This is a genomic window from Azospirillum sp. HJ39 (genome assembly GCF_041507355.1).
Taxonomy (GTDB): domain Bacteria; phylum Pseudomonadota; class Alphaproteobacteria; order Azospirillales; family Azospirillaceae; genus Azospirillum; species Azospirillum thiophilum.
The window spans coordinates 1-25,182 of sequence record NZ_CP167907.1 but is presented as its reverse complement, the minus strand read 5'-3'; the positions used below and the strand labels follow the sequence as shown (position 1 = coordinate 25,182).

Genomic DNA, 25,182 nt, shown 5'->3' with positions numbered 1-25,182 from the left:
AGCTCTATTAGCTGCTTGATGATCTAACCAACCTAAATCGCGCCACGCACCTGCAGTTGATCACCTCTTCCGCCGGTGCCTCCGGATCGTGCGGACCGCTCATCTGCACGCCGCTGGGCGTGATGAATGGTGTGTCCAGCCCGACCACCGTCTGGCCGTTCATGCCCCGGTGGCTGTCGCGCGTCCGGTGGTCGTCGGTCGCCACCCACGTCTTCTCGACCGTGATCCCGTCCATCTCGGGGTCGTCAAGCATGGTGGCCACCGACATGCGGGCGCCGCTATTGGCAGCACGGATGCTCTCCGTGCGGCCGATCGTCATCGCCCGCATGTCGAGGAACCGACGCTTGTACGCCGCCACCATCTTGTCGATCTGCTCGTCGCCCAGCGCCTGCCCGCTCTCCAGCGCACGGTTGAGCGTCGGGTCAAACCGAGCGTCACGCAGCACACGCGACAGCGCGGCCGGGTCGAGCCGCTCCAGCTCGGCGCGGTAGGTCTCCACCACGCCAGCCTGATAAGGCGTCAGGCCGACCACATCCCGCACCCGACGGGCGATGGTTGCAGGTGGCTCGCCGCGCGTGGCGGCGTCGGTCACAATGGCCCGGACCTGCTCTGCCTGATCGGCGGTGATGTGCCGGATCAGGTCCATCTTGTAGCCGTCGAGGAAGTCGGTGACGCGCTTGTTGCGCAGATCGAAGTTGAAGTCGATCCGTTCGCCGCCGGGCGGTGCCGCCAGGTTGTCGTTCACCGTGGCCTCGCCGGCATCGCGGAAGACCGACCTCAGTTGATCGAAGGCGGTGTCGAGGTGACGCTCCAACTCGTCGAGCGGCAGCGCAACATCGTCGGGCGATGATGCCGTCGTGGCGTCTTCGCCGATCTGATCACCCTGGCGGCTCCACCACAGCAGCGCGTTGCCGAACGCCTGAACGATGCCCGCTTCCGCAGCTTCGGCGATGCTCAGGATGCGCGGCGAAGACTTGTGAAGCTGGCGGTTGTGGGCTATATTGTCCTCTACGCCCGCTCCCACTAAGGACCAGCGGATAGAGCCCACTCCACCCTGATGGGGAGGCGTTTGCGCCCCAGGCGACGGGAAACTCCCGAGGAGGAAACTCTTCAGGAGAGGGTGAGGATGGTACAACCCAATGCCATCCGGTGCGTATGACAGATGGGGATCGGCTATCGGATCGTCTGTCAGACGGGCGTTTTCATCATCCTTTTTCAGCAGCTTCTTGAAGGCGGTAAGCACCCACGGGTTGCCACCGCCATTTTTGTTGCGCGCAATTACAACAACGCTGTCGCGCCAGTTAATTTCCCGCCGCTGACCGCTCTTGCCCTTGGGCTCATACCAATCGGTCGCGACCTGGCCGCGGGCGATGATGTCCGGAATGGTTTTGATGAAAGCGTTTGCGTCGATCTTGTCGACGTGCATGCGCCGATTCCAAGCGTGGGCAATGCCTCCACCATCCTCAAACCGGCGCTCGGGCGTGCCGGCGTGCCCGAAGCGGAAGTCGATCGGGCCGATGCCCTCCTTGTGCATCGCCGCCACCTCGACGGCGTCCTTCCGCCGATCCGCCGGCATGGCGGCAGCGCGTTGGGCAAGACGCTCCATCGCTTGGCGACCGGCGGCGGCGCGCTCGGAGATCTTGCCCTTCTCGTTGTAGATGCCGTCGCCATCACCGTCACGGCCGGCGCGACCGTCGGCCTTGGTCAGGCTATTGTCGATAAGACGGGGATATGCTATATTAGTTTTCGCCTGGGTAACGGATTCGGACGTATGAGAGGAGCCCTCAAAGGACACCTGCTCCCCCAGGTCAAGTTTTTTCAGAGTCGCCAGTCGCTTCCACATGGAGGTCACGGCGACTTTTTTTTGCCCGCGACGAACCTCCTCGACATAGGTGTAGTAGTCGCCCAGCAGCTTCTCATAAACGATTGATGTCAGGCCACGATTGGTCCGGCTGGCTTTGATTCTGTCGGGGGCATTAACGATGCGCTCGATGGCATCAAAGTCCTTCGGCTCGATCGCAATTTGCCCACGTTTCCGTTCAGTAGCCTCGTCGCCATGCCGGTTGAAAACATGGCGAACAGCGTTGGAATCCAGGATTCGCGAATAGCCGGAAATATCGATTCCAATTTTGGCCTGCACCATGTCTGCATTCTTTGCCGAAACCGTGCCGTAGGTGTGGGACGATGCGTGTTGAGGATTGTCTCGCGCCACGATGGCAAATTCAGATGCCTTTACGAATCGCCCCGCCGCGTCGCGAGGATGCTTGCGCTCATCCCATCCCTTCTCCAGGGCGAAAGGGGACACACGATTACCCAGCGTCTCGCGCAGCGCGGCCATCGCCTCGGCGATCTGCGGCGTATGGGCGCCATCGTCTTGTGCCTGCTGCTGGGGCGTGACGCCCAGCGTCTCGTGGAGGCGACCGGCCGCCGCTTGGTGCGTCTCGTTCAGCGGGGCCGTCTCGACAGCCACGGGGCGCGGCGCGGGAACCGATGACACCGTGGCGTGCAGTGCTGCCGCCGCGGCGTGGTGCGCCTCGCTGATCGCTGGTCCTGGTGCCGGGGCAGGGGAGGGCGGGGCGCCCGGGTGGCCAGGTGGTGGCTCGCCGCCGGGGCCGGGGAGGGCAGGCGGCGGCGGATTCATCAGCGCCGCGCGCTTGGCGGGGTCTTTCAAATCCTCGATGAACACGAACCCGGCCGGGCCGACGCCGAAGATGATCGGGCCAATGCCGTATGGCGCCTTGCCGTCGGCCTGACGAATTTCGTCGAACGACAGGAGTCCGGACTTCAGCTTCTCGATCTCAAGCTGGTTCTTGACGGCCGGGTCCAGCTCCTTCTCGTTCTTCCAAACGAACTCCAGGTCGGTGTAACCGAAGTGCTTCTGGATGATGAAATCCAGCAGCTCCTTCACCCACTGCATGAGCGGCGCGAGGCCTTCCTCCAGCGCCGCCTCCTGGGCGGTCTGGGCGGTGGCGCGGTTCATCTGCTGAACGAATGCGGTAGGCGGCAGCGAGAAGGCGTAGCAGATCACCCGCGCCAGCCACTCGTCGAACATGTCCTTCAGCGCGACGTCCTTGGTGAACTGGATGGCCAGCTTTCCCGGCACGAACTTCATGTGTCGGCGGGCCGCCGTGTTGCCCTCCATCAGGCTGTCCCAGTAACGCTGGAACTGGTCGATCTGGTCCGGACTCCATTCCTCCGGCACACCGCACAGGGCCTCCGGCACGTTGCCTTCCGTGTAGTGCTGCATCTGGTGAATCTGCCGGCGAATGCCGATCTCGACGGTGCGGATCACCTGCTCGACTTGGCCGTAGCCATAGACCCGGTTTGAACGGGGATTGAACGGCAGGTAGATCAACTCGTCGGCGGTGTAATCGACCGCCGGTACGCCCTTCAGAACCTGCTGAAAGCACGGATCCGGCGGCAGGGGCGAGCGGCCATCGGCGCCCACCAGCGGGCGGATGGTGGCGCCGTCGATCACATCGAGCGAATAGACATCGCCCCCCACCGACCTGCGGACATAAAGGCTCGGGGCATCCAGCACGAACAGGTCTTCGGCGAGGGTGCGCAGCCACCGCGCCCAGGGCCTCCGGCGATCCGGGAACTTGAGGAACGCCTCAAGGTCGGCGCATCGCTGGTCCGGCTTGTCGCGCATCTGCTGGTCCGGCCGCTGCTGCGGTTGGATGGACCACGGCACGCGGCACAGCTGATCCTTGCGCGTCTCGATGGCAAGCCGTAGCAGGTCATAGCCGTCGGCAAGCGCCCGCAGCTGCTCGAAGGATACGCCCTCGGTGCCGCGCGGCCGGGTCTGGAGGTTGGTGCCGGTCGGGAAGTCCCAGGCCCGCCCCTTCACCTCCGCCGGCGCTGCCGGCTGGAGCGGCTGGCTCGGGCCAAACCAGTCCATGGCGGCTCCACCGCGCAGCGCGTATTTGAAGCCCTGCGCCACGCGCGACAGGAATCAGGCTCGATGGGCGTGCCTTCGGGGCGGGCCATGTCGTCAATCCTTCCGGGTCAGGGCGGCGGCAACGCCGTCGGCGAGCGAGAGGTGTCCGTCGGTTTCGTGGATCCAGCCATCGCGCAGCAGGTCGGCCCGCAGGCGGCTGCCGATTGGGTCGTGGTCGTCATCGAACTGGGCGATGGTCGGCCGGCCGCCAGCGTTGTCGATGTAGTGCAGGGCGGTGCGCTCGATCGGCGTGAGGCGCTTGATGCGTTCTTCCAGGTACTGCTGGGTGGCCATGGCAGCATAGAAGTCCAGCAGTCCCGTCGTGCCGCCATCCAGCAGTCGGCGGAAGGCCCCGGCGGCGGCGTCCACCTGGTCGTCGTGGGCGGCGTTGGGAAAGCTGCACAGCTCGTCGATGAAGGCGTCGTTCCAATCACCCTTCACCAGCATGACATTGCCCGCCTCGGCCTGTGCGGCGAACGGCGCGGCGCGCGTCTCCTTGCTGCCGGTCTCGGATTCGATCTTCACGATGTACCCGGCGAGCTGGCGCACCATGTAGGCCGCCTGGGCTTTGCCGGCTGCGCCAGGGTCTTGCGGCATACCGATGGGGACACTCTTCCCGTCGGTGGATGCGGTGTTCAGGATGGCCCGCTCGACCTGCCATGACGTTTCGCGCATGCGGCGGACGTCCTCGACATAGAAGATGCCGGCGGCATCTCGGGCCATTTTGACACCGGCGGTCCAATCCGGATCCTCCGACTGCGCCGAACTGGTTGCCGCGAGATCCCAGCACCGCACGCGGCGAGCCACGGCCGGTGCCGCCGGCACGATGGTAAACCACGTCCGCTTGAACATGCCGCCGTCGCGCGGGGCCGGCCGCTGCTGCAACTGACCGGCGGCAGCATATGACCCCAGATCTCTCTTCAACCCGTCGACTTCGGCCCGGCCAAAGCGAGCAGGACACAGCAACTCGCCGTCCTCGGTGCGGGGGTCAAGCGGCGAGCGGTGCGGGTGATTGTGCTCGAACTCGGCCGGCAGCACGAGGTGGTCGTAGCCGGTGGAGATGCAGTACCCAGCAACATCCTTCTCATGGACGCGCTGCTGAATGACCAGCTTGCGCCCGGTCTTTGGGTCATTCAGGCGGGTTGGGACCGATTCACGCCACCACCGCACCGCCTCCGTGCGGGTCGTTTCGGATTCCGCGTCGGCGACATTATGCGGATCATCACATAATACAAAATCGCCGCCTTTGCCCGTGATGATACCCCCAACCGAGGTAGAGAAGCGGTGCCCGCCGGCGGTAGTCTTGTAATACTGCTTCTGGTTTTGATCGGCGACCAGCTCGACGACACCACCCCAATGCCTCTGGTACCAGGGGGATTCAATGAGGCCACGCGCCTTCACGCTGCTGTCGACGGACAGCGATGCGGCATAGGACGTGCAGATGAACTGCGCCGAAGGCCACCACGACCAGACCCAGCAGGGGAAGGCGACGGAAATGATAAGCGTCTTGCTGTGCCGCGGCGGGATGCAGACCACGAGGTTGCGGATCTCACCGCGCGCCGCCTTCTCTAGCTTGTCGCAGATGACCCGCAGGTGCCACCCGTCAACAAAGTCGGCCGGGTCGATGCTCGACCATGCGTGCTTCAGGAAGGCGTAGAACGACCTCTCGCACAGCGCCTTCTCGATGGCATCCCTATGGGCGAGCAGTTCCTCCGGCCGCACGGTCAGCCCTCGGCCTTCTTGACCTTCGCCGCAGCGGCGTTGAGCGCCTCCAACTCCTCGACGGACAGGCCGGACAGATCGACGGTCAGTTTGGCCTCGAACGGGGCGCCGTCCTTGCCGGTCACCTCGACGCGCTCCGACGGCATCAGCCGCAGGTACTTCGCCAGTGCGTCCAGCGCCCCCTTCTTGTCGTGCATCTTGATGCGCGTGCGGCGCTCCACACCGCCCTCGCCGTCCTTGCCTAGCTTGATGTCGCTCTGATTGATCTCGGCGATTGCCGCACGGGCGTCCTTGTTGTTCTTGATCAGCGCCAGATTGACTGTCGCCGTCCCGTCGTCGTCGATCTCGATCACGTCACCCAGGTCGCTGAACGCCATGCGGGCGTATTCCGCCAGCACGCGCTCGTTCGTGATCTGGAACTTGTCCAGCATCGACCCGACGGCCTTGGCAATAGCCGCCTGGATGCGCGGCTCCTGCAGCAGCCGGGACGCCGTCGGCGCAGCGGAACGCTCGCTGTAGCCGGCGCGGATCGCGGCGTCGCCGCCGCGGAAGTCCTTCAGGTATTCCTGCACGAACAGCGAGTGCTGGACGCTGAGGTCGTCGTCCGTCGTGAACCGCAGGGTGTTCTTCCGTTTCTCCGCCATGGCCGACCCCTCAGAAAGGCGCATCTCTGAGGACTAACAGTCCTGTTTGGACTATTTCTCTTGCTGTGAATGACGATCTGTACTAGAATGATGCCATCAAGACAAAACGAGGAACTGAAAGATGACGCACCTCATCGAAGCGCTGCATCTGTGGGCCGTCAACACTGGCGAAATTCACCCGCAGCGCCGCCAAATCGAACTCGAATTGGCAAAAAGTCACGTCACCGGGAAATACACCAGGGACGATGCCATCAAGGCGTTTCTCCCATGGGTTCGGAAGGCAGCGGACAGCTTCATCAAGAGCGAACCGGACGCCGACCGGCCGGGCAACAGCACGATCCGGGAACTCGCCGCCCGCATGGCGAAGGAGTTCGAGGATGATGTGAAGGGCGGCCACTATGGCGACTTCACCGACGAAACCGCCCATGTCCTGAAATACATGACCAAGAGCGGGTCGATCGTCACTGCCAGCGACCTTCGCGAAAAGCTCACGGAGGCTGGTGTCGGCAACGAGGTGGAGGTCTCCAAATACCTCTACTGGTACTTCATGGAGGTTTTGCCGCCGGTCGCGATGCCGTTCTGGTTCCAGAACCGGCGCTGCGACTTCGGGTTCGCCGAGGGCGCCGAAGCCATCGTGGCCTTCCGCGAAGACGACCTGGAGCACCGCTACTTCGCCACGCTGACGGACAAGATGAACCGAGCGTGAGCACCCCAGCCCCGTTGATCGAAGGATTGCGGGGCTTAGGGCGTTAGAGAAACCCTCTAATGAAAGGACGCCCAATGTTCGAGATGACGATTGATACGGGTAACGCAGCTTTCGGAGATGCCCCGGAATACGAGGTTGCTCGCATTCTTCGCGCAATCGCCGACAAGGTCGAAGGCGGCTGGCTCGAAGGCAAAGCCATCGATATCAACGGCAACACCGTCGGCGAATTCAAGCTGACTGCGTAGCCACCACAGCCCGGCACATCGAAAGATGGTCGGGCTTAGGGCGTTAGAAGGGCCGCAAACGCGGCGCTCTGACAATGGAGAGAAAAGATGCCACACACCGAAAATCACCACGGCCTCCATTTGTGCGCCCTGAACGAAGAACAGCACGGTAGGACGTGCGATTACTGGTATACGGTTACGACCCACGGCTTCACCCCACACACCGCCTTCAGGCGGAAGGCCGCACTCATTCGCTGGCTCGACGAGCGCGGATTGACGGTGGATGGAGACATCCCCGAGCCTGGAACCTGGGGGTATTTCAAGATCACCGGGACGTACCGTACCGCAATGCACTGGTCCTACGATGAGTTCTTCGGACTCCAGGGCGAAGAGACGAAAGTCTTGAGCAATGGTAGATACACGCTCGGCATCATCACAACCGATGACGACGGCGTTAAGGTGGTGCACAACCTAAACCCGAATTGCAGGCACAGGCCGGAGTTCGACTACCGAACCTGCGAGATCGATTTCATGTAAACCAAAAGCCCCACCTCCAAACCGGAGTGGGGCTTTTGGCGTTTGTGGTGCTGATGACAATCTGGGCCACTAATCAGCGCAAATAGTCCAATTAGGACTTTACATGCCGCAAGAATAGCCGTATATTTACTTCATCAAGAGCAAACAATCCCCAAACATTGGAGATGAATATGCAGCACGGTTCACTGGCCGGCGCTAAGATCACTCTGATCAACTACGGCCGGCCGCTGACGGAAAGGGCCAAGTCCCGCAAGGTCGTTGGCCCCTACTACTTCACGGTCCCGCAGCCCAATGGCGGCTGCAACGGTGTCGGCCTGTTCTTCTACATGGGCCGCCACAACGACATGGACCAGCACGGTTCAGCGATCCGCCTGCGGGTGGAAGACGCCAACAAGCACCTCCGCGGCAGCCGCCTCTCCCATACCACCGGCTACTACTCCGATCGGTATGGCCACGAGACCATCAAGCCGATCATCGCCCGCCTGCCTCGTGGCCGCGGGTTCCTGGCCGGATGGACGATGGGCGAGGGCATGGCGAGCAGCCTTGACCCGCACATCTGGGCCGACGCCGAGGATGCCGCCCGCGCGGCACACGACGAAGCGGAACGCGCGGCCGAACGCGAACAGGAACACGAAGACGAAGAAAGCGACGATGAAGAGGAGGACGACAGCGTCGAACCCGGAGCGACTCTCGATCACTTCGGATAAACCCCCAGCCCCAGATCGCGAAAGCGACTGGGGCTTTTGGGGTAGGAGAACCAACTCGCAAAACGGAGAAGACGATGAGCGAGAATAACATCCCGAACCTCGACGCAATGACCAGAGAAGAACTCATGGAGTTCTGGAGAAAGTGGCAGCGTGACGGAAGTCGCAAGGAGGCCGCTGCCATGCTCGGGTGTAGCAAGGGGGAGAGGCCAGTCGGGTACATCAAAGCCGCTGACAACCTCGCGAACTACGCCTGCAATAAGGCGACCGCGATGGGGCTTCGCCTCGAAGGCAAGATCCAAGCGGCGGTCGACTACGAGAGCATCTGCGACCGCATTTACCAGCGACTGCCGGAACACGCGCGTTGGTAAATCCCCAGCCCCAGAGCCCGTCGAACCGGGACTGGGGCTTAGGGCGTAGAAGACCAACCAGAGGAGGACTTCATGAACACAGTGCGTTACAAACTCTACGTCAACCACGCCCAGCTGCCCGGCCTGTTTTTGCTGCCAGCAGCCCAGGAAATGGCGGTCCGCATGGAGCGGTTCTTTCCGTCGGTGCGCACCTACTTCCGCTGCGAGCGGTCGGGAGCGTGACCATGGGAGAGCGTCAAATCGGAGCCGTTGTCCTGGAAGAAACGGACGAGCGCTACACCATCAGGATCGACCTGGACCGGGTCGTCCTGGAGGAGAAGGCCCAGAAAGCCGCCGGTAGCGCGCTGATGAACTGGCTGCGCACCCTGCTGCCGAACTGGATCAGGAAGTAGCCCAAGAAGACCGCCTGGAAATAGTCCAAGGCGGTCTTTTTTGCATTGACGGTCCGGACTATCACCCATAGCTTCTCCTGATCAGGCGCACGATCCAGCGCCGCAATCCCCCAAATCCACGGCAAGAGGAGCCACCATGAGCACCGTGAACAAGCCGGATCTGGCCGCGCAGTTGAGCGCCAAGACCGGCATCACCAAGGCGGACGCCGCGCGTCACATCGACGTTCTGACCGATCTGCTGGTCAGCAACCTGCTGGACGGCAACGACGTGCGCCTGCATGGCCTGGGCACGCTCAAGACCGAGATCAAGCCCGAACACGAGGCGCGCAATCCGGCCACCGGCGAGACGTTCACGGCGCCGGCCAAGCGCGTCGTAAAGTTCAAGGCCCAGGTGGGGGTGTTCGCCTGATGGACGCGAATCTCCACACCCTGACCAGCCGCATCGTCAGCGCCTACGTCGGCAACAACACCGTCGCCGCCGACGCGCTGCCGGGCCTGATCAACAGCGTGTACGGCGCCCTGTCGCAGGCCGGCAGCGTCCCGGTCGAGGCCGCGCCCCGCGAACCGGCCGTGCCGGTGCGCAAGTCCATCACGCCGGACTATCTGGTGTGCCTGGAGGACGGCAAGAAGGTGAAGATGCTGAAGCGGCACCTGCGCAGCGCCTACGACATGTCGCCGGCCGACTACCGGGCGAAGTGGGGGCTGCCGGCCGATTACCCGATGGTCGCGCCGAACTACGCCGCCACGCGGTCCGAGATGGCAAAGCGCATCGGCCTGGGCAAGAAGACCACGTAGTAAAAGGCACCTGGATCATCAAACGAATGCCGCGAATACTGTTCGCGGTATTCTTTTTGCTTGTAGATATGACAAGATGGACTATAATGGTGACATCAAGACACAATACAAACTAAGAGGAGGCTGCATTGCAGACCTATTCCGATTGGCGCCCGACACCAGTTGATCGGGCTGGAATTGACCTCGATGACCAGCATGATTGGCTGGTCCTTCCCACCGGGCAGAACCGCGATAGCGATCACACGACGCGGTCAAATTTCCAGCAAGCGCTGAAGATGCTCGGTGGCGAAGGTGATCACGTCGAGGTCCATCGCTTCGGTCACTGGTCCTGCGGTTGGTTGGAGGTCATCATCGTCCAGCCGGACACCGAAGAAGCCAAGAAGGCCGAGGAGATCGAAAAGCGTCTCGCGAACTATCCGCTTCTCAACGAAGACGATATCTCGGTGCGCGAAAGCAACGCCTACAACGAAGCCTGGGAGGAATGGGGCGCCAGGGACTTCATTGCCGAACTGGTGAGGAAGTTCGATCTGTCCGACGACGAGGAAGAACTCCTCGACGACAACGAGGATAACGAGGCGCTTCAGAAGTTCTTCGAGGAACTAAACCCCAGAGGCGACTACCAGGAAGACGGTGGGCCAATAATCCGCCGGTCCATCGAGAAGGCCAAGGAAGACGACGTTCAGGATTTCCTGGACAAGCTCCGCAATCAACCCAGCGACACGACCGAGCAACTCGATTTGCCGATCTGAGCGCCCCAGCCCGACGCGCCGCCAGGCGGTCGGGCTTTTGGGGTAGAAACCCCAAATCAAGGAAATTGAGATGCAAACGCAACTCACGAATGTCGGCTCGCAATATGGCGCTCCCATGGGGCGCCCGAGCAAGCCAGTCGAAACCCCCAGCGCCAAGATCACCCTTCGCAAAATCCGCATTAACGGAGGCGGCTACGACAGCGGTGGAGCGTACTGGGGCATCGGTCAGCCGCTCTACTGGGCGGGAAGCGACGACGGCAAGGTGGACATGTTCTTCCGCGCCAAGGACCGGGATGCCGCCAAGGATCACGTCCGGTCGAAAGTCGCCGACGCCAAGTTCTACCGCTGAACACCCAGCCCCGCGCACTGAAAAGTGGCGGGGCTTTTGGGGTAGAAACCCAAACATTGGAGAGCACCATGAACAAGCACATCGCTGCCGGCTGGAGCCGCAACATCCCGCCCGCCAGCAAGTACGCCATCATCTTCGCCGGCCGAAACACTCACATCTGCCAACTTTGCACTGCGGGGCTGACCGAGGAGGAGATCGAGGCTCACGCCAATCTGATCGCCTCCGCTCCCGACCTCATCAAAGCTCTCACCACCTACCACAACGCCGCGATGGCCGGACGGGATCCGGACAAGGCGATGATGGAACAGGCGAAGGCGGCGATCGCGAAAGCGACGGGCAGATAGCCCAACCCAGCCCCAGACCGAGAAATCGGCTGGGGCTTTTGGGGTAGGAGAACCCCAAAAATCGGAGGACATAATGGCTCTGGATCTCAAGACCAGAAGCGCACTCAATCGCCGCATGCCAGCTACCGAGAAAGAACTCGACCATGCCTATGAGCTTGGTCTCAAAGAGGGCGATTTCCCAAGCGAATGGAGATGCGACGAGGAATGTAAGAAAGCCTACAACGCCGGCCGAGAAGACGCTCGCGAACGTCGCGTGATGTCATCGTTTCCACCGGCATAACCAAAACCCCGCCACCAGACCGGTGAGCGGGGTTTTGGTTATTGAGCGCATCGCATGCCGATCAACTGATCGCGCACATGCATGAGAATCTTCCCCAGGTGATTTTCTCCCACACCACGGCACCTGCCCCAGAAGGTGTCACCCCAGGTGTTCCCCTCGACCAACTCCGCGTCACCGGTGGCGAGCAGGGCCTCGGCGAAGTGCTGGTGACTCCAGAACTTCTCCATCACCAGGAAGGTCATGACGGGGATCTTCACGCCATCCCAGTCCGGCCGCATGGGCAGCCATTTCCCCGCCTTCTTGGCTGACCCTGGGGAGGAGAGAAGGGCGATCTTCCTTCGCTCTGCAACATCGAGCGTTTTCATGGCCTGATAGGCGTGCTCGACCGTCGGGTAGGCGATTCCGCCAACCGATATCCGAGCCGGCTCGAAATTCGACAGGAAACGGTATTGACCGTGAAAACTGGTGATCGGCGGGTGCGCCATCACAATCCCCGCCACTTCGCAAGCGCGTCCAGGGCCTCGCGCAACGCCGCCGCGGTCGCGCCGGCCGGCACCTCCTGCAGACACACCACGGCCGCCAGCAGGTCAGCGCGCCGGGCGCCCAGCACCCGCCACACCGCGCGGAAGCGCGCCTGGTTCTCGGCGTCGGCGTCGCTCATCTCGCCGTCGGTGCAGGTGCTGGCGACGCTGTAGCTCGCACTGACGCGATGCTCCAGCCCAGTGCTCTCCCACAGCTTCCGCAGCCAGTTGGCGGCCGAGACGCGCCGGTCCAGGGCCACCTCGGCATCAGCGCGGTGACGTTCGGTGGCGCCTGCCGGCAACTCGTCGCCGATCAGCCCGCGCTCGACCATCGTCTCGAACAGCGATTCCGCCACCACCAGCGCGCCGACGCGCTCGCTGACACGGCGTTCCTCCGTGATGAAGTGGCGCTGCACCGTCACGCCCATCCCGTGCCGAGCGCGCTCGGCCGGGCCGGTGTCGTCATTGTGCGCCGACAGCAGCAGGCCGGACTTCTTGTCCAGCACCAGACCCTCAGACAGGAGGCGAGCAGCGCGGCTTGCCGGCGGACGGCGTGGTGGCTTGCGCTTGGCCATCAGAGGACACCCAGCATCGCCAGCACCAAGTGCGCTGCGGCGAACGCGAGCGGGCCACCGCCGCCCAGCAGGATGAGGGTCAGAGCGAAGGCGTGGGCGGCGGCCTTGCTCCGCTGGGTGCCGGTCGGATCAGAATGCATGGTCGGCCTCCGCCAATTCGATGTTGGCCTCGATCAGCATCATCATCGACGCCTGAAAACTCGACGCCCAGCGCTCGGCCTGGGCCGGCGTCGGCGGCAGCCACACGACGCGCGAGATGCCGCGCTGGATGATGGATTTGCAGCACTCGGCGCACGGGCAGAGCGTGGCGTAGAGGGTGGCCCCGCGCACCGAGCACTCGGCGTTGTCCAGAGCGTTGCGCTCGGCATGGGCGATCAACGACAGTTTGACGTCGCGATCCAGCAGGCGCTCCTCGCGGTCGTCGATGCCGCGCGGGAATCCGTTGTAGCCGAGCGACAGCACCCGGCGGCGTTCGCCGACGATGGCGGCACCGACCTTGGTGGACGGATCCTTGGACCAGCCGGCCACCATCCCGGCAAGAGCCAGGAAGCGTCGATCCCAGTTGTCGAGCGCGCCGATCACTTTCTGCCGCTCCGCAACGACATGCGAGCCGCGATCACGCGCGCCTCGATGCAATCGATGTGCTGCGAGTACGCCTTCTCCAGATTGGCGCGAGCGTGTGCGATGGTGTGGTCATTGCCACCCCACAGCGCCGCCTGGAACATTTGCACACTGCCGGCCAGCATCAGCTCGGACGACATCGCGAACTCGGCCGCCCGGATCGGATCGGGTGCGTTGGGGTTGATCGCGTCAGCGGCCATGGCCAGTCTCCTGCGGGCAGCGCTGCTCCGGGATTTCCCGGCAGCTGGTGCGGGTGGTGGGGGTGACGACGGTGGCCGGCGGCACATGGATGGCGTCGCGCGGGCCGTTGTCCTCGGCGGAGAGCGCCGCGGCGGCCGGCAGGAGGAGCCACACCGCGATGATGATCAGGGCCGCTGCGACGGCGGCGCGTTGGGTGGTCATGTGGGCACCCTCCTGGCCTGGAGGAGTCTCGCCTGGACGACGGACCAGACCCGCGCGCCCACCAAATTTCCCCACCGTCCGCTTTGATCACCGAGCAGCGCTCCGGCTCGCGGCGCGCGATGTCGAGGAAGCCGTCGCGCAGGCGCTGGTGGAAGCCGATGCCCATCCGCTCGTAGCGGTCCTCGCCGCCATGGCGCGACGCGGCGCGGCGCAGTCCCGTCTCGACCTCGATGTCGAGGATCAGCGTCAGGTCGGGGCGGAAACCGCCCAGCGCCGCCCGCTGCAAAGTCTCCACCAGTTCGCGCCCCAGCCCGAGCCCATAACCCTGATAGGCCATTGTGCTGTCGAAGAAGCGGTCGCACAGAACCCAGCGTCCGGCCTCCAGCGCCGGCCAGACGGTGCGCTCCAGATGGTCGCGGCGGGCAGCGGTGTGCAGCAGCGCCTCCGTCATCGGGCTCCAGCGGCCGGTTTCGCCGGTCACCAGCAGGCCGCGGATCTCCTCGGCACCGGGCGACCCGCCGGGCTCGCGCGTCGTGACGACATCGATTCCGCTGGCGCGCAGGGAGTCGGCCAGCCGGCGCAGCTGCGTCGATTTGCCGGCCCCTTCGCCGCCTTCCAGCGTGATGAAGCGGCCACGGTTCGCAGGGGCGGGGTGGGCGGTCGGCACCGAAATCTGATCGAATCCGAGCAGAGATGGCGCATCGTCATCAGGTGTGGCGACGCGCTGCTCGTCGAGAATGGCATCGCCGCCATCATCGTCCTGGATCCGGCGGATCGATGCCAAGATCTCAGTCATCGATGGCTCGCGACCCGCGTGGACACGCTCGGCCAGCGGATTGTCGAAATCTGTCATCGCGCCACCTTGGGCTTGTTGATGTAATCGATGGTCGGCGGACCGCTATGCAGCGCGTCCCACACGAAGAAGGCGTGGTTCTTTTTGCCGCCGTGCTCGCCTTCGAAGAACTGCGCGCGGCTGGTCAGCACCAGCTTGCGCGACCAGTGGGGGCGGCGCTCGAACAGGTCGGCGCGGGTTCCGGCGCTGTCCCAGTCGACGCGCAGGAACATGACCACCAATCCACCGACCGGCATCATGATCTTCAGCGCATGCCGCACGAAGGCCTCGGCCAGCTTGCCGCGCTCGCCGAACGGCGGATTGGTGAAGATGGTCCGGATGCCACATGCGGGGTCGAGTGGCGGCGTGTCGAGGAAGTTGTGTAGCCCGTCCAGGCCGTCGTAACCGTGGTCATGGATGTCGGTCGCCCAGGTGCGGTAACCGGCCTCGCGCAGAATGCGCGCCATGGCGCCGTCGCCGCAGGCGGGCTCCAACACCTCGCCGCGGAGCGTCAACTTGCCGAGCGCACCGGCCGTGATCCACGGCTCGGTCGGATAGAAATCGAAGTCAGACCGCTCGTAGCCGCTCTCGGTATGGGTGGCCAGCTTGGTCATGCGGAGCCCTTCATGGCGGCGAGTGCGCCAGGATGAACGTGGAAGACGCCGGACTGCACTTGGGCGCGCAGATCGGCCGCTCGCTCAGCTATCTGCTTCTCAGCGGCCCGGATCAGCGCCTGATGGCAGTCTCCGATATGCACGGCCGAGCCGGCGCCGGTCACCACCACACGCTCCCAATCCTCGCCATGCAGCGACCGACCGCACGACGGGCAGCTGACCATCGCCGGGTAAGTGCGCTGCCCGAGCTTCTTCAGCCTGTTGGCGCCGCGTGTTCCAGCTTTGGTGGCCAATGGCGGTCCTCAACATCGTGCGGTAGGTGGTGGTCTATTGTAGTCCTATTAGGACTACTTCGCTCGTGCCGAAATGGTATTAGACATTTTTCGGGTATCCTTGACAGGAGTAAGTTCCTAGTTAGAGAATGCACGCACACGCAACGCAAGGAGGAACCGCATGGACGCAGACATCTCCCGCGCCGAAAGCGCAGCCGCTATCGCCACCCTGTCCGCCGCAGCCATCGGGCAGTCGGACGCCGTCCGCTCGGCACTGGATCAGGTCACGCTCCGCAGCGCGCCGCACAGTCAGCAGGATGCTGCTGCGGTGGTAGGCGCGCTGCGGAACGAGCTGTCACGGGCCTACGAGGAGGCGCTGAACAGCCTCAGCATCACGGATCACGATCTGCTGCACCGTCTGTCGGCCTGCGCCGACGGCATCGGCGGGATCGAGGCATGGCTGGCGGGGTGAGCGTCAGCCCTTCACGCAAACGACCTGGCGGAGTGTGTGGACGATCTCCACGAGGTCGCTCTGCGCGTCCATCACGGCGTCGATCGACTTATACGCCGCCGGCGTTTCGTGGATCACGTCCAAGTCCTTCCGGCACTCGACGCCCGCAGTTGCGGTCTCGTGATCGGAAATGGTGAACCTCTTCTTGGCCTCGGCGCGGGACATTGCCCGGCCGGCGCCATGCGAACAGGAGCAGAAGCTCTCGTGGTTGCCTTTGCCGCGCACGATGAACGACTTGGCGCCCATGCTGCCCGGGATGATGCCCAGTTCGCCGGCGCGGGCGCGCACGGCCCCTTTGCGAGTCACCCAGACGTTGGCGCCAAAATGGTGCTCCTTGACCACGTAGTTGTGATGGCAGTTCACGGCCATCAGCCCGTAATCGAACTTTCGGCCGAGCGACGACATGATCGCCTGCATCGTTGCGTCCATCATCAAGCGGCAATTCGCCTGCGCAAAGTCCTGCGCCCACGCCACGGCCTCGACGTAGTCGTCGAACAGCGGCGTGCCCTCAGGCAGGTAGGCGGAATCCTTGTCGGGCAGCGGCACAAACCACTTCGCGCACTCTTCCTGGGCGCGCTCGATGAAGTACGTTCCGATGGCGTTGCCGACGCCGCGCGATCCGCTGTGCAGCATCACCCACACGCGGTCGGCCTCATCCAGGCACATCTCGATGAAGTGGTTTCCGGTGCCGAGTGTTCCGAGGTGGCGCGGCGCCCGCAGACCGGCGCGCTCCAGCTTCGGATGCTTGGCCAGGATGACATCGAGGCGATCCTTGAGCGAGTCCTCCTCGGCGAGGATCGTCGTGAAGGCATCGGCGATGGCCGCCGGCGGATCGCCCCAGGCGCCGCGATCGTTCGCCCCGCCGTTATCGGTGCGACCGTGCGGCACGGCGGCCTCGATGGCGCTGCGGATGGCGCGCAGGTTGTCCGGCAGGTCGCTCGCCGTCAGGCCGGTCATGGCGGCACACATGCCACACCCGATGTCCACGCCGACGGCGGCCGGCACGATGGCGCCGCGCGTCGGGATGACGCTGCCGATTGTCGCTCCCTTGCCCCAGTGGACGTCGGGCATGGCGGCGACGTGATGGAAGACGAAGGGTAGGGCGGCAACATTGCGGAGCTGCTGCATCGCAGCCTCTTCGACCGGCACCCCGGCGGTCCAGGTCTTCAGCGGCTTGCTGCCGCTGTCGAGAGGGGCGTGATAAATGAACTGGCTGTCGTTCTGCATGCGCGGATTCTCCAAGAAGAAGCCGCCCGCACCAGAAGGCCGGGCGGCTTGATTATATTGCAGGCGCCGATCAGCGCGTCTTGGTGCAGGCACCCGGACGGACCAGCCGCACCTTGTCGGTGACGTCCTTGGTCTCCAGGAACGCGCCGTTGGCGCCGGCGCCCAGCTTGGTGATGGTGGCGGTGACCTTGGTGATGGCGCGACCGCTCGGGCGGAAGGTGACCATGTCGCCGATCTTGAACTCGGTGGTGCTCATGCTGTCTCCGTCGGGGGAGGGTGGGGAAGGGGGTGCCGGGCCTTCCACCAGGCTGGGCCTGTGCTTGGTCTCGGGCCGTTGACGACGGCCGGGCGTACGGGCCAATTCGGACGAGGCGGCGGTCCCGGTGTTCCGCATCGAACGCTCGCAACAGGGAGTTCCGTCGGCGCAGTCACCGGCTGGTCCCGGCCGCCACTTGGCGTTAGCTGCGACATAGAGCCCCAATCGCTTCGGGTCTTTCCCCGCCGTCAGGCGTGCCGGATTCCTGTTTGACCGATTCGGCGGAGCCTAGGAATCTGGCTTGGTTTGCTGGGCTGCCCGCCCCGGGAGGCGGCTCCTTTACCGGATGCCCATTCGGGCAAATCTGGTCGGGGTGGCAGGGTTCGAACCTGCGACCTGCGGTACCCAAAACCGCCGCGCTACCAAGCTGCGCTACACCCCGATGTCAGCGGGGCTCTCACCCGCTTCCCGCCCCACTCGCGGCTGGGGCGTCTCATCCGCGCCTAGTTCAATTGAGACCGGGCAACTTAAGTGCCGGTGCCGTCGATCTGGCTAGGATCGCCGTCCGATCTTCATCGTGCGGCGTCCGTGGGTTCAAAATAGTCCATCAAGGACTAGACGCAAGCAAAAAATATATCTCAGATGAAGTAGTCAAGATTGCCTTTGCCGCCCGGCACTTGCGGCTCCAGGAACCGGGCGGCCGACTGGATCAGCTTGCGAGCGCGTTCGATGTCCGCCTGCAAGGGGTCGCCCGCGAGCGCCGCGCCGGCCAGAGCCAGCAGGAAGAGCGCGCCGGCGGGGCTGGAGGCCTGCAGATCGGGCGCCGAGGCCTCGACGATGGCCAACTGCTCCTCGGCCGCGGTGGTTTCGGGATGAACCATCGTTCCGCGATCGAAGTCGCGGATGGTCTGGATCAGCGCGCGGGCGCGCTCGGCCGCCGCGGCTGCGGGGCAGGGTGTTTCTGACACTGCGCTCTCCTCTTGACTTGTCCCGGCGCCGCGCGCCGTCGTCGTGACTGGATATTGGGCAAGATTATGCTAATTGACCACACTGGAAATACCCGTATTCGGGAACATTTGCATTTCACGGATAAACCAAACTGATTCAATGCCTTATGATGGAGATTCTGCCAATTACCGTGAAACATTAATGGCCGCGCGTCGCGTCATCCGCCTTACCAAGAAATACTCATGCCTTCGCCGAACTGCAACCGATGCAGATGACCTATGGCAAAGAGTTATTGTTGCCAAGTCTCCGTAATACGGGCCTAGAACCCGTGGCCTATACTTTCGGTCCTAGGCTTTACGACAGGTAATAATGATTGTCTCTCCGGCATTCCAGGGCGGCCGATGATCCAGCCTGTCGGTCGCCAACACCTCCATTCGGCCTATGCCGCCGACCTGCACCTGCTGACCATTCCAGTGGTCGCGATCATGCACGGTCGCGATCTCCCGCGTCGTGATGCTGCGCGCGGTGGCGGGGTGCGGGTTCGGCGCCGGCCCGATGTCGATCACCTCGAAACGAGGGATCATGCCGTGCAGCCGGTCGAGATGATGCCGAGCGTCGTTCCGCGCGGCGTGACGACTGGGAACTGCCGCGCCACCGACAGGCCGGTGGCCAGAACGCCCATCTGCCGACGGATGGTGCGCTCCTGGGCGGCCGAGCAGTAGATGATGCCGGCGGCCTGATCGACCAGCGGGTCGGCGTCGCGAAACCGCGGCGTGCGGAACTCGACGTACGGGTCGAAATTGAGCCAGCGGGCCAGCCAGTGGACGAAGGGGTGGGCCGGGCTGCGGTGGACGTCCTCGCCGTCGGACACCTGCGGCCAGTTGGGCGACACCATGATGCGGAGACCGAATGGGTTCATTGCTTGCCGGCCCCCTTCTTGACGTCATGCTTCGCACGCTCGGCGGCGCGGAACTCTTCGGCCCAGGCAGCGCCCTGCTTCACGGCGCCTTCGATGGTCTCATCGTAGAAGTTCCGACCAGCGGTGCGCCCCCACGAGAAGCTGTAACCGTGCTCGTGGAAATTGGTGGGGACCGGCGTCCGGATCAGCACCAGGAAGCCGAACAGGCCCTTGTCGCGCAGTCGGTCGACCAGGATCTCCCTCGCCTCCTCGCCCGACATGGCCTCGAATTCGTCCTCATCGCCATCGTTTGGCATGACGCTGATCGGGATGCTGCGCCAGATCGGGGCGGACGGGTCGTCCTGCAGGTCGCGCAGATCGTCCAGCAGGTTGTCCAGGTCATCGCGATACGCCTCGGGATAAGGCATGATGACGCCCAGGTGCAGAATGCGCTCGACGGCCAGATTGCCGTCCTCGCACGTCTCCATGACGGAGCGATTGCGATCATCAATGCCGAGTGCGATCTCGTCCAGCGCCACACCGGCGTCCGCCGCCTCCTTGGCCCACTTAGCCATGAAGGTGTTTGCAGCTTCGAGCGCCTGCGCGGAATCTTCGAAGCGGTCGTCGCCGACAATGGTGCCGCGGACCATGGGGCGGTAGCAGAAGGTGTCGTCCTTCATGTTGCTGAGCGGAGCGGCCTCGGCCGGCCCCTTCGCGAAGAAGGCGCCCCGCTGTTCGGCAGTGGTGGAGGCATCCTGCAGCCAAGCGAGTTGGCGGCTGGTCAAGCGGTAGGTCATTTGATGACTCCAGAAATCTTGTCAGGGGAGGGTGACGCCGATCATCTCTCTGATCCGCACCAAGATCGGCGGGCGTTTTCGTGATCGCTCAAGGTTCTGGTGGAGGCGCGATGGTGGAATTAATCGAAGCGGATAGTCGCCCCCTTTAGGATTCCACGACACACAACCCCAGAAACCGGCCGCCCGTTGGGCCCAATGCCGGTGAAGCTCGTGGCGTAAAAATCGCCCTTGCCACAGCCGAACCATGAGTATCCACCGGCTCGCACCTCCGCGATTCCGGAGTTCTCGACGGTGCGGCGGGCATTCTCGGGGTCGGAGCATGCGGCGACCAGCAGGACGGATGCCAGGGCAATGTGCTTGAGCATGGGTGTTGTTTCCCTCTGAGTGGTTTGATCTGTGCGCGTCATGGGTCAGCCCCGGTGCAGTTCGGTTCGTGAGGGGCCACTCGGCTGCTCAAAGCGGAGGGGGGAGTTGGGCCTCACCGCCCTGATGGCCATCTCGGTGGAGGCGATTGCTACGGCTTGCCAGAGCCGCGTCCTCACCACCCAGACATCGCCGCCGTTCCACACCGAGGCTGACCGATGACGCGCGTCGTTGTTCAGCCGCCGCGCATCGCCGCGTCGAGACCCACCGGCGCGCGACCGGCGACCTTGTCCAGCAGCCCCATCTCGGCGAGCGCCTCTTGGGCCAGGACGGCGCAGTCGTCGACGGTGCGGGTCGGGCCGTAGCGCAGGCCGATGCAGCGCAGCACCTCGATCAGCCTGTCCGGCGGGACGCGGTCGGCCAGCACCGCGGCGCAGGATTCGCAGCGGTCGGCCTGCGGGTGCCCGCGGAACTCGGCGCCGCAGGTTCGGCAGTAGCGCGCCGCGGTGCCGGGCGCATGACCGTAGTGCAGGTAGGCGCGCTCCGTCACGGCTGGCCATCCGCGCGCAGGCCGGTGTTCTGGATGATCTGCACCGCCCGGTCGTCGTACAGGGCCACCATGCCATAGTCCTTGACGTTGGTGACGGGCAGCGCCCGGCCGATGTGGGCCACGCACCACTGCTCGATGGCCTCGCGGACGGCGGAGATGTCGTGGAGCGTGCCGTCGCGGTTCTGCGGCCCCTCGGTCAGGCGGGCGGTGAAGATCCGAACATCGGCACCTTCGTCCAGCCACGCCTTCACGCGATCGACCATGGCCGGGACCGGGCCGCCGATGTGCAGCTCGCCGCGCCAGCCATCGTAGCGCGCCAGCGTCCCGTCCAGGTCGACGCCGATCCAGCCTTGCGGGGCTCCCATGCTGCTCTCCATTGGGTGGTGGGGCCGGCGCGCAGCCGGCGGGCGCAACATCGTGTGCGGATAGTCCGATTAATATGACTTAGGGGACTATTTCAGGAAAGCGGAAAATGCAGGCTGGCACGCGATGGCCGGCCGGTCAACGTAGCGGAGATTGCTTATCGAGCTTACCAAGATTCTCAGCGATCGGGTCATATCCACGCCAAGTCTTGGCCGGCACGCGGCACTCGCCGCACACGACCCGCTTCAGGGCGCCTGCCACCGTGCAATCCGGGCCGGCATGCGCCACCAGCATTGCGGGGTCGAGCGTCTTGGTCCGCCCGCAGCCGGGGCATTGCGCATATAGGCGAGCGCCACGGCCAAGGTTGCCCAGGGTGTCGGTGGTCATCGTGCGTTCTCCTTCTGTTCCCATTGGAAACGCAGGAGCGGAAGCGAGTCAAGACGCACACCGCGCGCATTGACTCGCGTGTATTTCTGTCATACCAATGCAACCGCTCGCCCCATGCCCTTGCGCCCGGGCCAGTCGGAACCCGCGGGGAGTCAGCACCGCGCCGGCTGGGTGACTTTCGCCCTCTGATACCGCCCGCGTAACGTGGGAAAGGGGCCACCAGCGGAAGGGGCGGGTATCGCTGCCGCGATGGGGTGATCCGGACACCCCGCGCAGCGCAGGATAGTTTAGACACATAACATTCCTTATGGAAATTACGCGCCAATCAGACAGCAAAAAGGCCGCCCGAAGGCGGCCTGGATGCGCGTCACCAAGGTTCAATGTTTGAGCAGCATCATCATGATGCCCACAGTGGCGGCCAGGTTGAACCCGACCATCCACTGCAGCAGGGTCATCTTGGTGTTGAGATCGGCGAAGCGCCCCTCGTAGGAGGCGACAGCCTCGGCGGCCTTGCGCGCCTTCTCGTCCGACGTCCCGCCATCGCGGAGGGCGTCGTACAGTTCGGCGACCATAATGGACATGCGCTTTCTCATGGGTTTGAGGATAGTGCGCCGCCGGCAATTTGACCAGTGGGGCGGCGGGAGGCGGGCGCCTCTACCGCCAAAGCCCCGCACACCGGTCTGGTGGCGGGGCTGGGGGCTATTTGCCGATAAGCAGGGTGATGGCGACGCGAGCCGCGTCGAAGACCGTCGGGCTGGTGTTGATCGGTCCATTCGGGCCGAGAACAACCGCCTCCGGGTCGATATTCAACCGAGCCAACCACGGCGCCGCCTGCGGGCATCCGAGGATCGACTTCAGGACGGCAGCGATCTCCGCCAACCCCTCCGGCCCGAGCCGCTCCGCCATCTCGGCGGCGTCGATCCCGAGCTTGCGCCCAGCACCGTCGAAGGCGGTGTATGCGGCGGCGAGCAGGCGGGCGTTGGCCCGGTACTCCTGCGGCGCCTGCGGCAGTTGGGCGACCAGCGAGCCGCTGCGCTCGTTACCGGGACCGTGGGCCACCACAGACAAGCCGTAGGCGTTGTCGAAGTTGACGACCTTGGCAGGCCCCGGCGTCTGCTGATTGATAGCAGTCATGAAACTCTCCAATTGTTGGGGGTTCTGCCGCCAAAGCCCCAGTACCGGCTTTACGGTCTCTGGAGCTGGAGGCTCAGCGCTTGCTGTTGAAGTGCTCGTGAAGCGCGTCGCGCAGGTCGTCGCCGAAGGTGTCGGCGAGGCATCCGGTGCCCTCGTACCAGCGGAACCCGAATTGGGTCAGCCGCCAGCCGTAGAGGCCATTGCCGTCATGGGCCAGGATCGCGAGGGGTTCGGCGCTGCGGTCGAACAGTTCGAGATCTGCCCCAGGTTCCGGCTTCAGGTGCATCCGCGTTTCGCGGCGCTCCGCGGTGCGGACATCGCGGATGACCCAGTCGCCAGCCGCCGCGCCCATCAGGTTGACCACCAGCCTGTTGTGCAGGTCGGGGTCGTTCAGGTCCTCGGGGGTATAGCTGGTGCGGATTTCGACCAGCGCCGAGGTGGGCTTCATCGCGTCGCGGAGATCGGCGGCGACCTTGTGGTCGGTCGTCGTCAGCGCGAGGGCGATGGTTTCGGATTCCGTGTACGGATCCGTGGTGATGTACACCTTGTAGGTGGGCATCTGTCTTCTCCAGCAATTTCAGTGATTTGCTGGAGACAATATGACATATAGGACTATTTAAGTCAACAAAAATGGCGATCAGCGCTCAGGAAGAAGGCGGCCGTAGCCGCCCTCCCCTTCGGTTCAACCTGCGTAGAAGCGCCTGATCTCGCTGACGTCTGGATCGCCGACCGCCGCGGCGTCGATCACGCCCAGCACCAGCCGGTCGGCGCCGGTCGGGTCGCACGCCGCCCGGTCGCGGGCCAGCAGCAGGTGCGCCGCCGCGGCCACGCCGACCGGCTGGAGCGCCAGCACAGCGGCCTCATGATGCGGCTGGACGGGCTCAGCGCCATCGGTGAGGCGGTGTCGCCGAACGGCGTTCGCAAGGGCGCGAACGGCGTTCGCTGGCTCATCGACGCGAACGGCGTTCGCAAAAACATGGAAGTTGTTCATGACTCGTTCGCGAACGTCGTTCGCACGGGGTTCCCCCGTGATCGGGGGCATGGTACGGTCAGGCATGATCGCTCCTTACGCAGGTAGCTGGTCAGAGGCGTCCCGGCCACCGGGTTCCAATCGTCAGCCGGGACGCCTCACCCACAAGATTTTGTGGGGATCGGGACGATCTCACTTTTTCAAATCGCGCACAAGACGATTTGCGTAGCTGCGTCCATCATAATTGGTCAATCGTCCGCCTTATCCGGATATGACAGCGACCGTTGCGGTTCTCGGTGCCCGCTTTGCGCTTTCCGTCTTAACTGGATTTCCGCTGTCTTACCGCGACGACGGAAACGCCAGCCACTAAACCCGTTCTGCACATTTACTCAACTACTCAGATCACCAAATCAACTTGCCAATAAGGCTGATATTAAGTTGGCACTTCATAACGAAGCCTAAGAAAGTGAGTGGAATTAACCCAATTGGTCGAAATGAATTGTGTTGGGATGCCCTGTTGCTGCTCGCGATCTGGGGTCGCCACAAGCAACTTATCCGTGGAAACCCCCTCATCTGGTTCTTGGTAGAATTTTAGCCGCTAAAGGGAATGGCTCTCGTTGGGGTCGCCATCGACGCGACGAGGTACCAGAAGATTGCTGTCGCGGTTGGACCGTGGGGGCTGTGTTGTCGGGGTTGGACCGCAGAGCAGCCCGGACCATCACTCACATGCTCGCACGGTGATCTGCTCAAGACCAGCGCGACCGAACGGACAGCGTGGTGATTTTAGCCGCTAAAACGGAAACGCCCTGGCGACTCCGCCAGGGCGTTCGTGCCAACCAGCGCCGAGATGCGCCGCCCTGCCCTGCCGATCAGCTGGCCGCGGCGTAGAACCGCCCGATGATGGCCAGCTGGGGATCATCTCCCGCAAGCGCATTGGCCACCCGCAGGATGTGGCGGCCGGCCTGCTCAACCTCGCCCGCCACGATCGCGTCGTGGGCCAGGTACAGGATAGCCGCTACCGCGCGCGGGTCGGTGACGCCCGCCATCAGGACGGCGACCTCGCGATCGGCCGGCACCGGTTCGGCCCCGTCCGTCTCGACGTGCCGCTGCACGGCGGCGGCCAGTCGGTCTGTGGGATTCAGTTCTCCTGTCCCGCCCTCACAGGGCATGCTAACGTCTTTCAT

General features: G+C 63.9%; 40 protein-coding genes, 1 tRNA gene and 1 pseudogene. 14 read left to right on the top strand and 28 right to left on the bottom strand.

The features are described from left to right. Positions 1-7: 7 nt before the first annotated feature. The 3 genes from ABMY26_RS06685 to ABMY26_RS06675 are packed head-to-tail and all read right to left on the bottom strand — an operon-like array spanning position 8 to position 6,306. Positions 8-3,943 carry a phage portal protein gene (locus ABMY26_RS06685; RefSeq protein WP_372395288.1) on the bottom strand — a complete coding sequence of 1,312 codons (3,936 nt, stop codon included), beginning with the start codon at positions 3,941-3,943 and terminating at the stop codon, positions 8-10. 51 nt (positions 3,944-3,994) lie between these two features. Next, positions 3,995-5,662 (bottom strand): phage terminase large subunit, encoded by a 1,668-nt coding sequence (gene terL, locus ABMY26_RS06680; protein ID WP_372395287.1) that lies wholly within the window; start codon positions 5,660-5,662, stop codon positions 3,995-3,997. A gap of 2 nt (positions 5,663-5,664) precedes the next feature. Beyond that, positions 5,665-6,306, bottom strand: coding sequence for a terminase small subunit (locus ABMY26_RS06675; protein WP_372395286.1), 642 nt, complete (start codon positions 6,304-6,306; stop codon positions 5,665-5,667). Positions 6,307-6,427: 121 nt separating this feature from the next. On the opposite strand from ABMY26_RS06675, the gene ABMY26_RS06670 reads away from it, so the two are divergent. The 13 genes from ABMY26_RS06670 to ABMY26_RS06610 all read left to right on the top strand — a co-directional run bounded on the left by ABMY26_RS06670 (position 6,428) and on the right by ABMY26_RS06610 (position 11,757). Continuing rightward, complete coding sequence (locus ABMY26_RS06670) at positions 6,428-7,012, top strand: hypothetical protein (protein ID WP_372395285.1); 585 nt, start codon at positions 6,428-6,430, stop codon at positions 7,010-7,012. A gap of 74 nt (positions 7,013-7,086) precedes the next feature. After that, positions 7,087-7,257, top strand: coding sequence for a hypothetical protein (locus tag ABMY26_RS06665; protein WP_372395284.1), 171 nt, complete (start codon positions 7,087-7,089; stop codon positions 7,255-7,257). Positions 7,258-7,344: 87 nt separating this feature from the next. Then, positions 7,345-7,773: a hypothetical protein gene (locus ABMY26_RS06660; protein WP_372395283.1), complete on the top strand. Its 429-nt coding sequence runs from the start codon at positions 7,345-7,347 to the stop codon at positions 7,771-7,773. Positions 7,774-7,943: 170 nt separating this feature from the next. After that, positions 7,944-8,480 (top strand): hypothetical protein, encoded by a 537-nt coding sequence (locus ABMY26_RS06655; protein WP_372395282.1) that lies wholly within the window; start codon positions 7,944-7,946, stop codon positions 8,478-8,480. A gap of 74 nt (positions 8,481-8,554) precedes the next feature. Next, positions 8,555-8,848 carry a hypothetical protein gene (locus ABMY26_RS06650; protein WP_372395281.1) on the top strand — a complete coding sequence of 98 codons (294 nt, stop codon included), beginning with the start codon at positions 8,555-8,557 and terminating at the stop codon, positions 8,846-8,848. Positions 8,849-8,920: 72 nt separating this feature from the next. Continuing rightward, entirely contained in the window at positions 8,921-9,070 is a 150-nt protein-coding gene (locus tag ABMY26_RS06645; protein ID WP_372395280.1) for a hypothetical protein, read from the top strand. Between the two features lie 2 nt (positions 9,071-9,072). After that, a complete protein-coding gene (locus ABMY26_RS06640; RefSeq protein ID WP_372395279.1) occupies positions 9,073-9,240 on the top strand; it encodes a hypothetical protein in 168 nt (55 codons plus the stop codon). Positions 9,241-9,307: 67 nt separating this feature from the next. Beyond that, the gene (locus ABMY26_RS06635; protein WP_372395315.1) at positions 9,308-9,649 is read left to right on the top strand and encodes an HU family DNA-binding protein; all 342 of its coding nucleotides are present in this window, start codon (positions 9,308-9,310) and stop codon (positions 9,647-9,649) included. Beyond that, positions 9,649-10,035 carry a MucR family transcriptional regulator gene (locus ABMY26_RS06630; RefSeq protein ID WP_372395278.1) on the top strand — a complete coding sequence of 129 codons (387 nt, stop codon included), beginning with the start codon at positions 9,649-9,651 and terminating at the stop codon, positions 10,033-10,035. Before ABMY26_RS06635 ends, ABMY26_RS06630 begins: the two co-directional genes overlap by 1 nt. A gap of 128 nt (positions 10,036-10,163) precedes the next feature. Next, the gene (locus ABMY26_RS06625) at positions 10,164-10,784 is read left to right on the top strand and encodes a hypothetical protein (RefSeq protein ID WP_372395277.1); all 621 of its coding nucleotides are present in this window, start codon (positions 10,164-10,166) and stop codon (positions 10,782-10,784) included. A 70-nt stretch (positions 10,785-10,854) separates the two neighbouring features. After that, the gene (locus ABMY26_RS06620; protein ID WP_372395276.1) at positions 10,855-11,133 is read left to right on the top strand and encodes a hypothetical protein; all 279 of its coding nucleotides are present in this window, start codon (positions 10,855-10,857) and stop codon (positions 11,131-11,133) included. Between the two features lie 68 nt (positions 11,134-11,201). Beyond that, positions 11,202-11,477: a hypothetical protein gene (locus tag ABMY26_RS06615; RefSeq protein ID WP_372395275.1), complete on the top strand. Its 276-nt coding sequence runs from the start codon at positions 11,202-11,204 to the stop codon at positions 11,475-11,477. Positions 11,478-11,550: 73 nt separating this feature from the next. Next, the gene (locus tag ABMY26_RS06610; RefSeq protein WP_372395274.1) at positions 11,551-11,757 is read left to right on the top strand and encodes a hypothetical protein; all 207 of its coding nucleotides are present in this window, start codon (positions 11,551-11,553) and stop codon (positions 11,755-11,757) included. Positions 11,758-11,795: 38 nt separating this feature from the next. On the opposite strand, the gene ABMY26_RS06605 is transcribed toward ABMY26_RS06610, so the two are convergent. The 9 genes and pseudogenes from ABMY26_RS06605 to ABMY26_RS06565 all read right to left on the bottom strand — a co-directional run bounded on the left by ABMY26_RS06605 (position 11,796) and on the right by ABMY26_RS06565 (position 15,615). After that, the gene (locus ABMY26_RS06605) at positions 11,796-12,242 is read right to left on the bottom strand and encodes an NADAR family protein (RefSeq protein WP_372395273.1); all 447 of its coding nucleotides are present in this window, start codon (positions 12,240-12,242) and stop codon (positions 11,796-11,798) included. Further along, entirely contained in the window at positions 12,242-12,784 is a 543-nt protein-coding gene (locus tag ABMY26_RS06600; protein ID WP_372395272.1) for a hypothetical protein, read from the bottom strand. The genes ABMY26_RS06605 and ABMY26_RS06600 overlap by 1 nt, the downstream gene beginning before the upstream one ends. Before the next feature lie 68 nt (positions 12,785-12,852). Next, positions 12,853-12,993 carry a hypothetical protein gene (locus ABMY26_RS06595; protein ID WP_372395271.1) on the bottom strand — a complete coding sequence of 47 codons (141 nt, stop codon included), beginning with the start codon at positions 12,991-12,993 and terminating at the stop codon, positions 12,853-12,855. Continuing rightward, positions 12,983-13,435 (bottom strand): cytidine/deoxycytidylate deaminase family protein, encoded by a 453-nt coding sequence (locus tag ABMY26_RS06590; protein WP_372395270.1) that lies wholly within the window; start codon positions 13,433-13,435, stop codon positions 12,983-12,985. The genes ABMY26_RS06595 and ABMY26_RS06590 overlap by 11 nt, the downstream gene beginning before the upstream one ends. Continuing rightward, on the bottom strand, positions 13,432-13,674 hold the full coding sequence (locus ABMY26_RS06585) for a hypothetical protein (RefSeq protein ID WP_372395269.1): 243 nt from the start codon (positions 13,672-13,674) through the stop codon (positions 13,432-13,434). Before ABMY26_RS06585 ends, ABMY26_RS06590 begins: the two co-directional genes overlap by 4 nt. After that, positions 13,664-13,876: a hypothetical protein gene (locus tag ABMY26_RS06580; RefSeq protein ID WP_372395268.1), complete on the bottom strand. Its 213-nt coding sequence runs from the start codon at positions 13,874-13,876 to the stop codon at positions 13,664-13,666. Before ABMY26_RS06580 ends, ABMY26_RS06585 begins: the two co-directional genes overlap by 11 nt. Further along, positions 13,873-14,543 (bottom strand): annotated as a pseudogene (gene tmk / locus ABMY26_RS06575) (dTMP kinase). The gene ABMY26_RS06580 and the pseudogene tmk overlap by 4 nt, the downstream one beginning before the upstream one ends. A gap of 182 nt (positions 14,544-14,725) precedes the next feature. Beyond that, positions 14,726-15,322, bottom strand: coding sequence for a hypothetical protein (locus ABMY26_RS06570; protein ID WP_372395267.1), 597 nt, complete (start codon positions 15,320-15,322; stop codon positions 14,726-14,728). Beyond that, complete coding sequence (locus ABMY26_RS06565; RefSeq protein ID WP_372395266.1) at positions 15,319-15,615, bottom strand: hypothetical protein; 297 nt, start codon at positions 15,613-15,615, stop codon at positions 15,319-15,321. The genes ABMY26_RS06570 and ABMY26_RS06565 overlap by 4 nt, the downstream gene beginning before the upstream one ends. Before the next feature lie 160 nt (positions 15,616-15,775). On the opposite strand from ABMY26_RS06565, the gene ABMY26_RS06560 reads away from it, so the two are divergent. Then, entirely contained in the window at positions 15,776-16,066 is a 291-nt protein-coding gene (locus ABMY26_RS06560; RefSeq protein ID WP_372395265.1) for a hypothetical protein, read from the top strand. Between the two features lie 3 nt (positions 16,067-16,069). Here the strand turns inward: ABMY26_RS06560 and ABMY26_RS06555 are convergent, their stop codons facing one another. From ABMY26_RS06555 to ABMY26_RS06480, 16 genes are all read right to left on the bottom strand, one after another. Continuing rightward, the gene (locus ABMY26_RS06555; RefSeq protein WP_372395264.1) at positions 16,070-17,332 is read right to left on the bottom strand and encodes an RtcB family protein; all 1,263 of its coding nucleotides are present in this window, start codon (positions 17,330-17,332) and stop codon (positions 16,070-16,072) included. A gap of 70 nt (positions 17,333-17,402) precedes the next feature. Further along, on the bottom strand, positions 17,403-17,588 hold the full coding sequence (locus ABMY26_RS06550; protein ID WP_372395263.1) for a hypothetical protein: 186 nt from the start codon (positions 17,586-17,588) through the stop codon (positions 17,403-17,405). 365 nt (positions 17,589-17,953) lie between these two features. Next, positions 17,954-18,030: transfer RNA gene (locus tag ABMY26_RS06545), tRNA-Pro, on the bottom strand. Between the two features lie 196 nt (positions 18,031-18,226). Then, the gene (locus tag ABMY26_RS06540; RefSeq protein ID WP_372395262.1) at positions 18,227-18,556 is read right to left on the bottom strand and encodes a hypothetical protein; all 330 of its coding nucleotides are present in this window, start codon (positions 18,554-18,556) and stop codon (positions 18,227-18,229) included. A 327-nt stretch (positions 18,557-18,883) separates the two neighbouring features. Continuing rightward, positions 18,884-19,120 carry a hypothetical protein gene (locus tag ABMY26_RS06535; RefSeq protein WP_372395261.1) on the bottom strand — a complete coding sequence of 79 codons (237 nt, stop codon included), beginning with the start codon at positions 19,118-19,120 and terminating at the stop codon, positions 18,884-18,886. Beyond that, positions 19,117-19,455 (bottom strand): hypothetical protein, encoded by a 339-nt coding sequence (locus ABMY26_RS06530; RefSeq protein ID WP_372395260.1) that lies wholly within the window; start codon positions 19,453-19,455, stop codon positions 19,117-19,119. Before ABMY26_RS06530 ends, ABMY26_RS06535 begins: the two co-directional genes overlap by 4 nt. Next, complete coding sequence (locus ABMY26_RS06525) at positions 19,452-20,231, bottom strand: hypothetical protein (protein WP_372395259.1); 780 nt, start codon at positions 20,229-20,231, stop codon at positions 19,452-19,454. Before ABMY26_RS06525 ends, ABMY26_RS06530 begins: the two co-directional genes overlap by 4 nt. Positions 20,232-20,350: 119 nt before the next feature. Next, positions 20,351-20,596: a hypothetical protein gene (locus tag ABMY26_RS06520; protein ID WP_372395258.1), complete on the bottom strand. Its 246-nt coding sequence runs from the start codon at positions 20,594-20,596 to the stop codon at positions 20,351-20,353. A 233-nt stretch (positions 20,597-20,829) separates the two neighbouring features. Then, positions 20,830-21,144, bottom strand: coding sequence for a hypothetical protein (locus ABMY26_RS06515; protein ID WP_372395257.1), 315 nt, complete (start codon positions 21,142-21,144; stop codon positions 20,830-20,832). Further along, positions 21,141-21,509: a hypothetical protein gene (locus ABMY26_RS06510; protein WP_372395256.1), complete on the bottom strand. Its 369-nt coding sequence runs from the start codon at positions 21,507-21,509 to the stop codon at positions 21,141-21,143. Before ABMY26_RS06510 ends, ABMY26_RS06515 begins: the two co-directional genes overlap by 4 nt. 136 nt (positions 21,510-21,645) lie before the next feature. Next, positions 21,646-21,894, bottom strand: coding sequence for a hypothetical protein (locus ABMY26_RS06505; RefSeq protein WP_372395255.1), 249 nt, complete (start codon positions 21,892-21,894; stop codon positions 21,646-21,648). A 377-nt stretch (positions 21,895-22,271) separates the two neighbouring features. Further along, entirely contained in the window at positions 22,272-22,475 is a 204-nt protein-coding gene (locus ABMY26_RS06500) for a hypothetical protein (protein WP_372395254.1), read from the bottom strand. Positions 22,476-22,593: 118 nt separating this feature from the next. Continuing rightward, a complete protein-coding gene (locus ABMY26_RS06495) occupies positions 22,594-23,028 on the bottom strand; it encodes a hypothetical protein (protein ID WP_372395253.1) in 435 nt (144 codons plus the stop codon). Positions 23,029-23,101: 73 nt separating this feature from the next. Beyond that, on the bottom strand, positions 23,102-23,587 hold the full coding sequence (locus ABMY26_RS06490) for a hypothetical protein (RefSeq protein ID WP_372395252.1): 486 nt from the start codon (positions 23,585-23,587) through the stop codon (positions 23,102-23,104). Positions 23,588-23,710: 123 nt separating this feature from the next. After that, positions 23,711-23,881, bottom strand: a complete 171-nt coding sequence (locus ABMY26_RS06485) for a hypothetical protein (RefSeq protein ID WP_372395251.1) — start codon at positions 23,879-23,881, stop codon at positions 23,711-23,713. A 986-nt stretch (positions 23,882-24,867) separates the two neighbouring features. After that, positions 24,868-25,182 carry a hypothetical protein gene (locus ABMY26_RS06480; protein WP_372395250.1) on the bottom strand — a complete coding sequence of 105 codons (315 nt, stop codon included), beginning with the start codon at positions 25,180-25,182 and terminating at the stop codon, positions 24,868-24,870.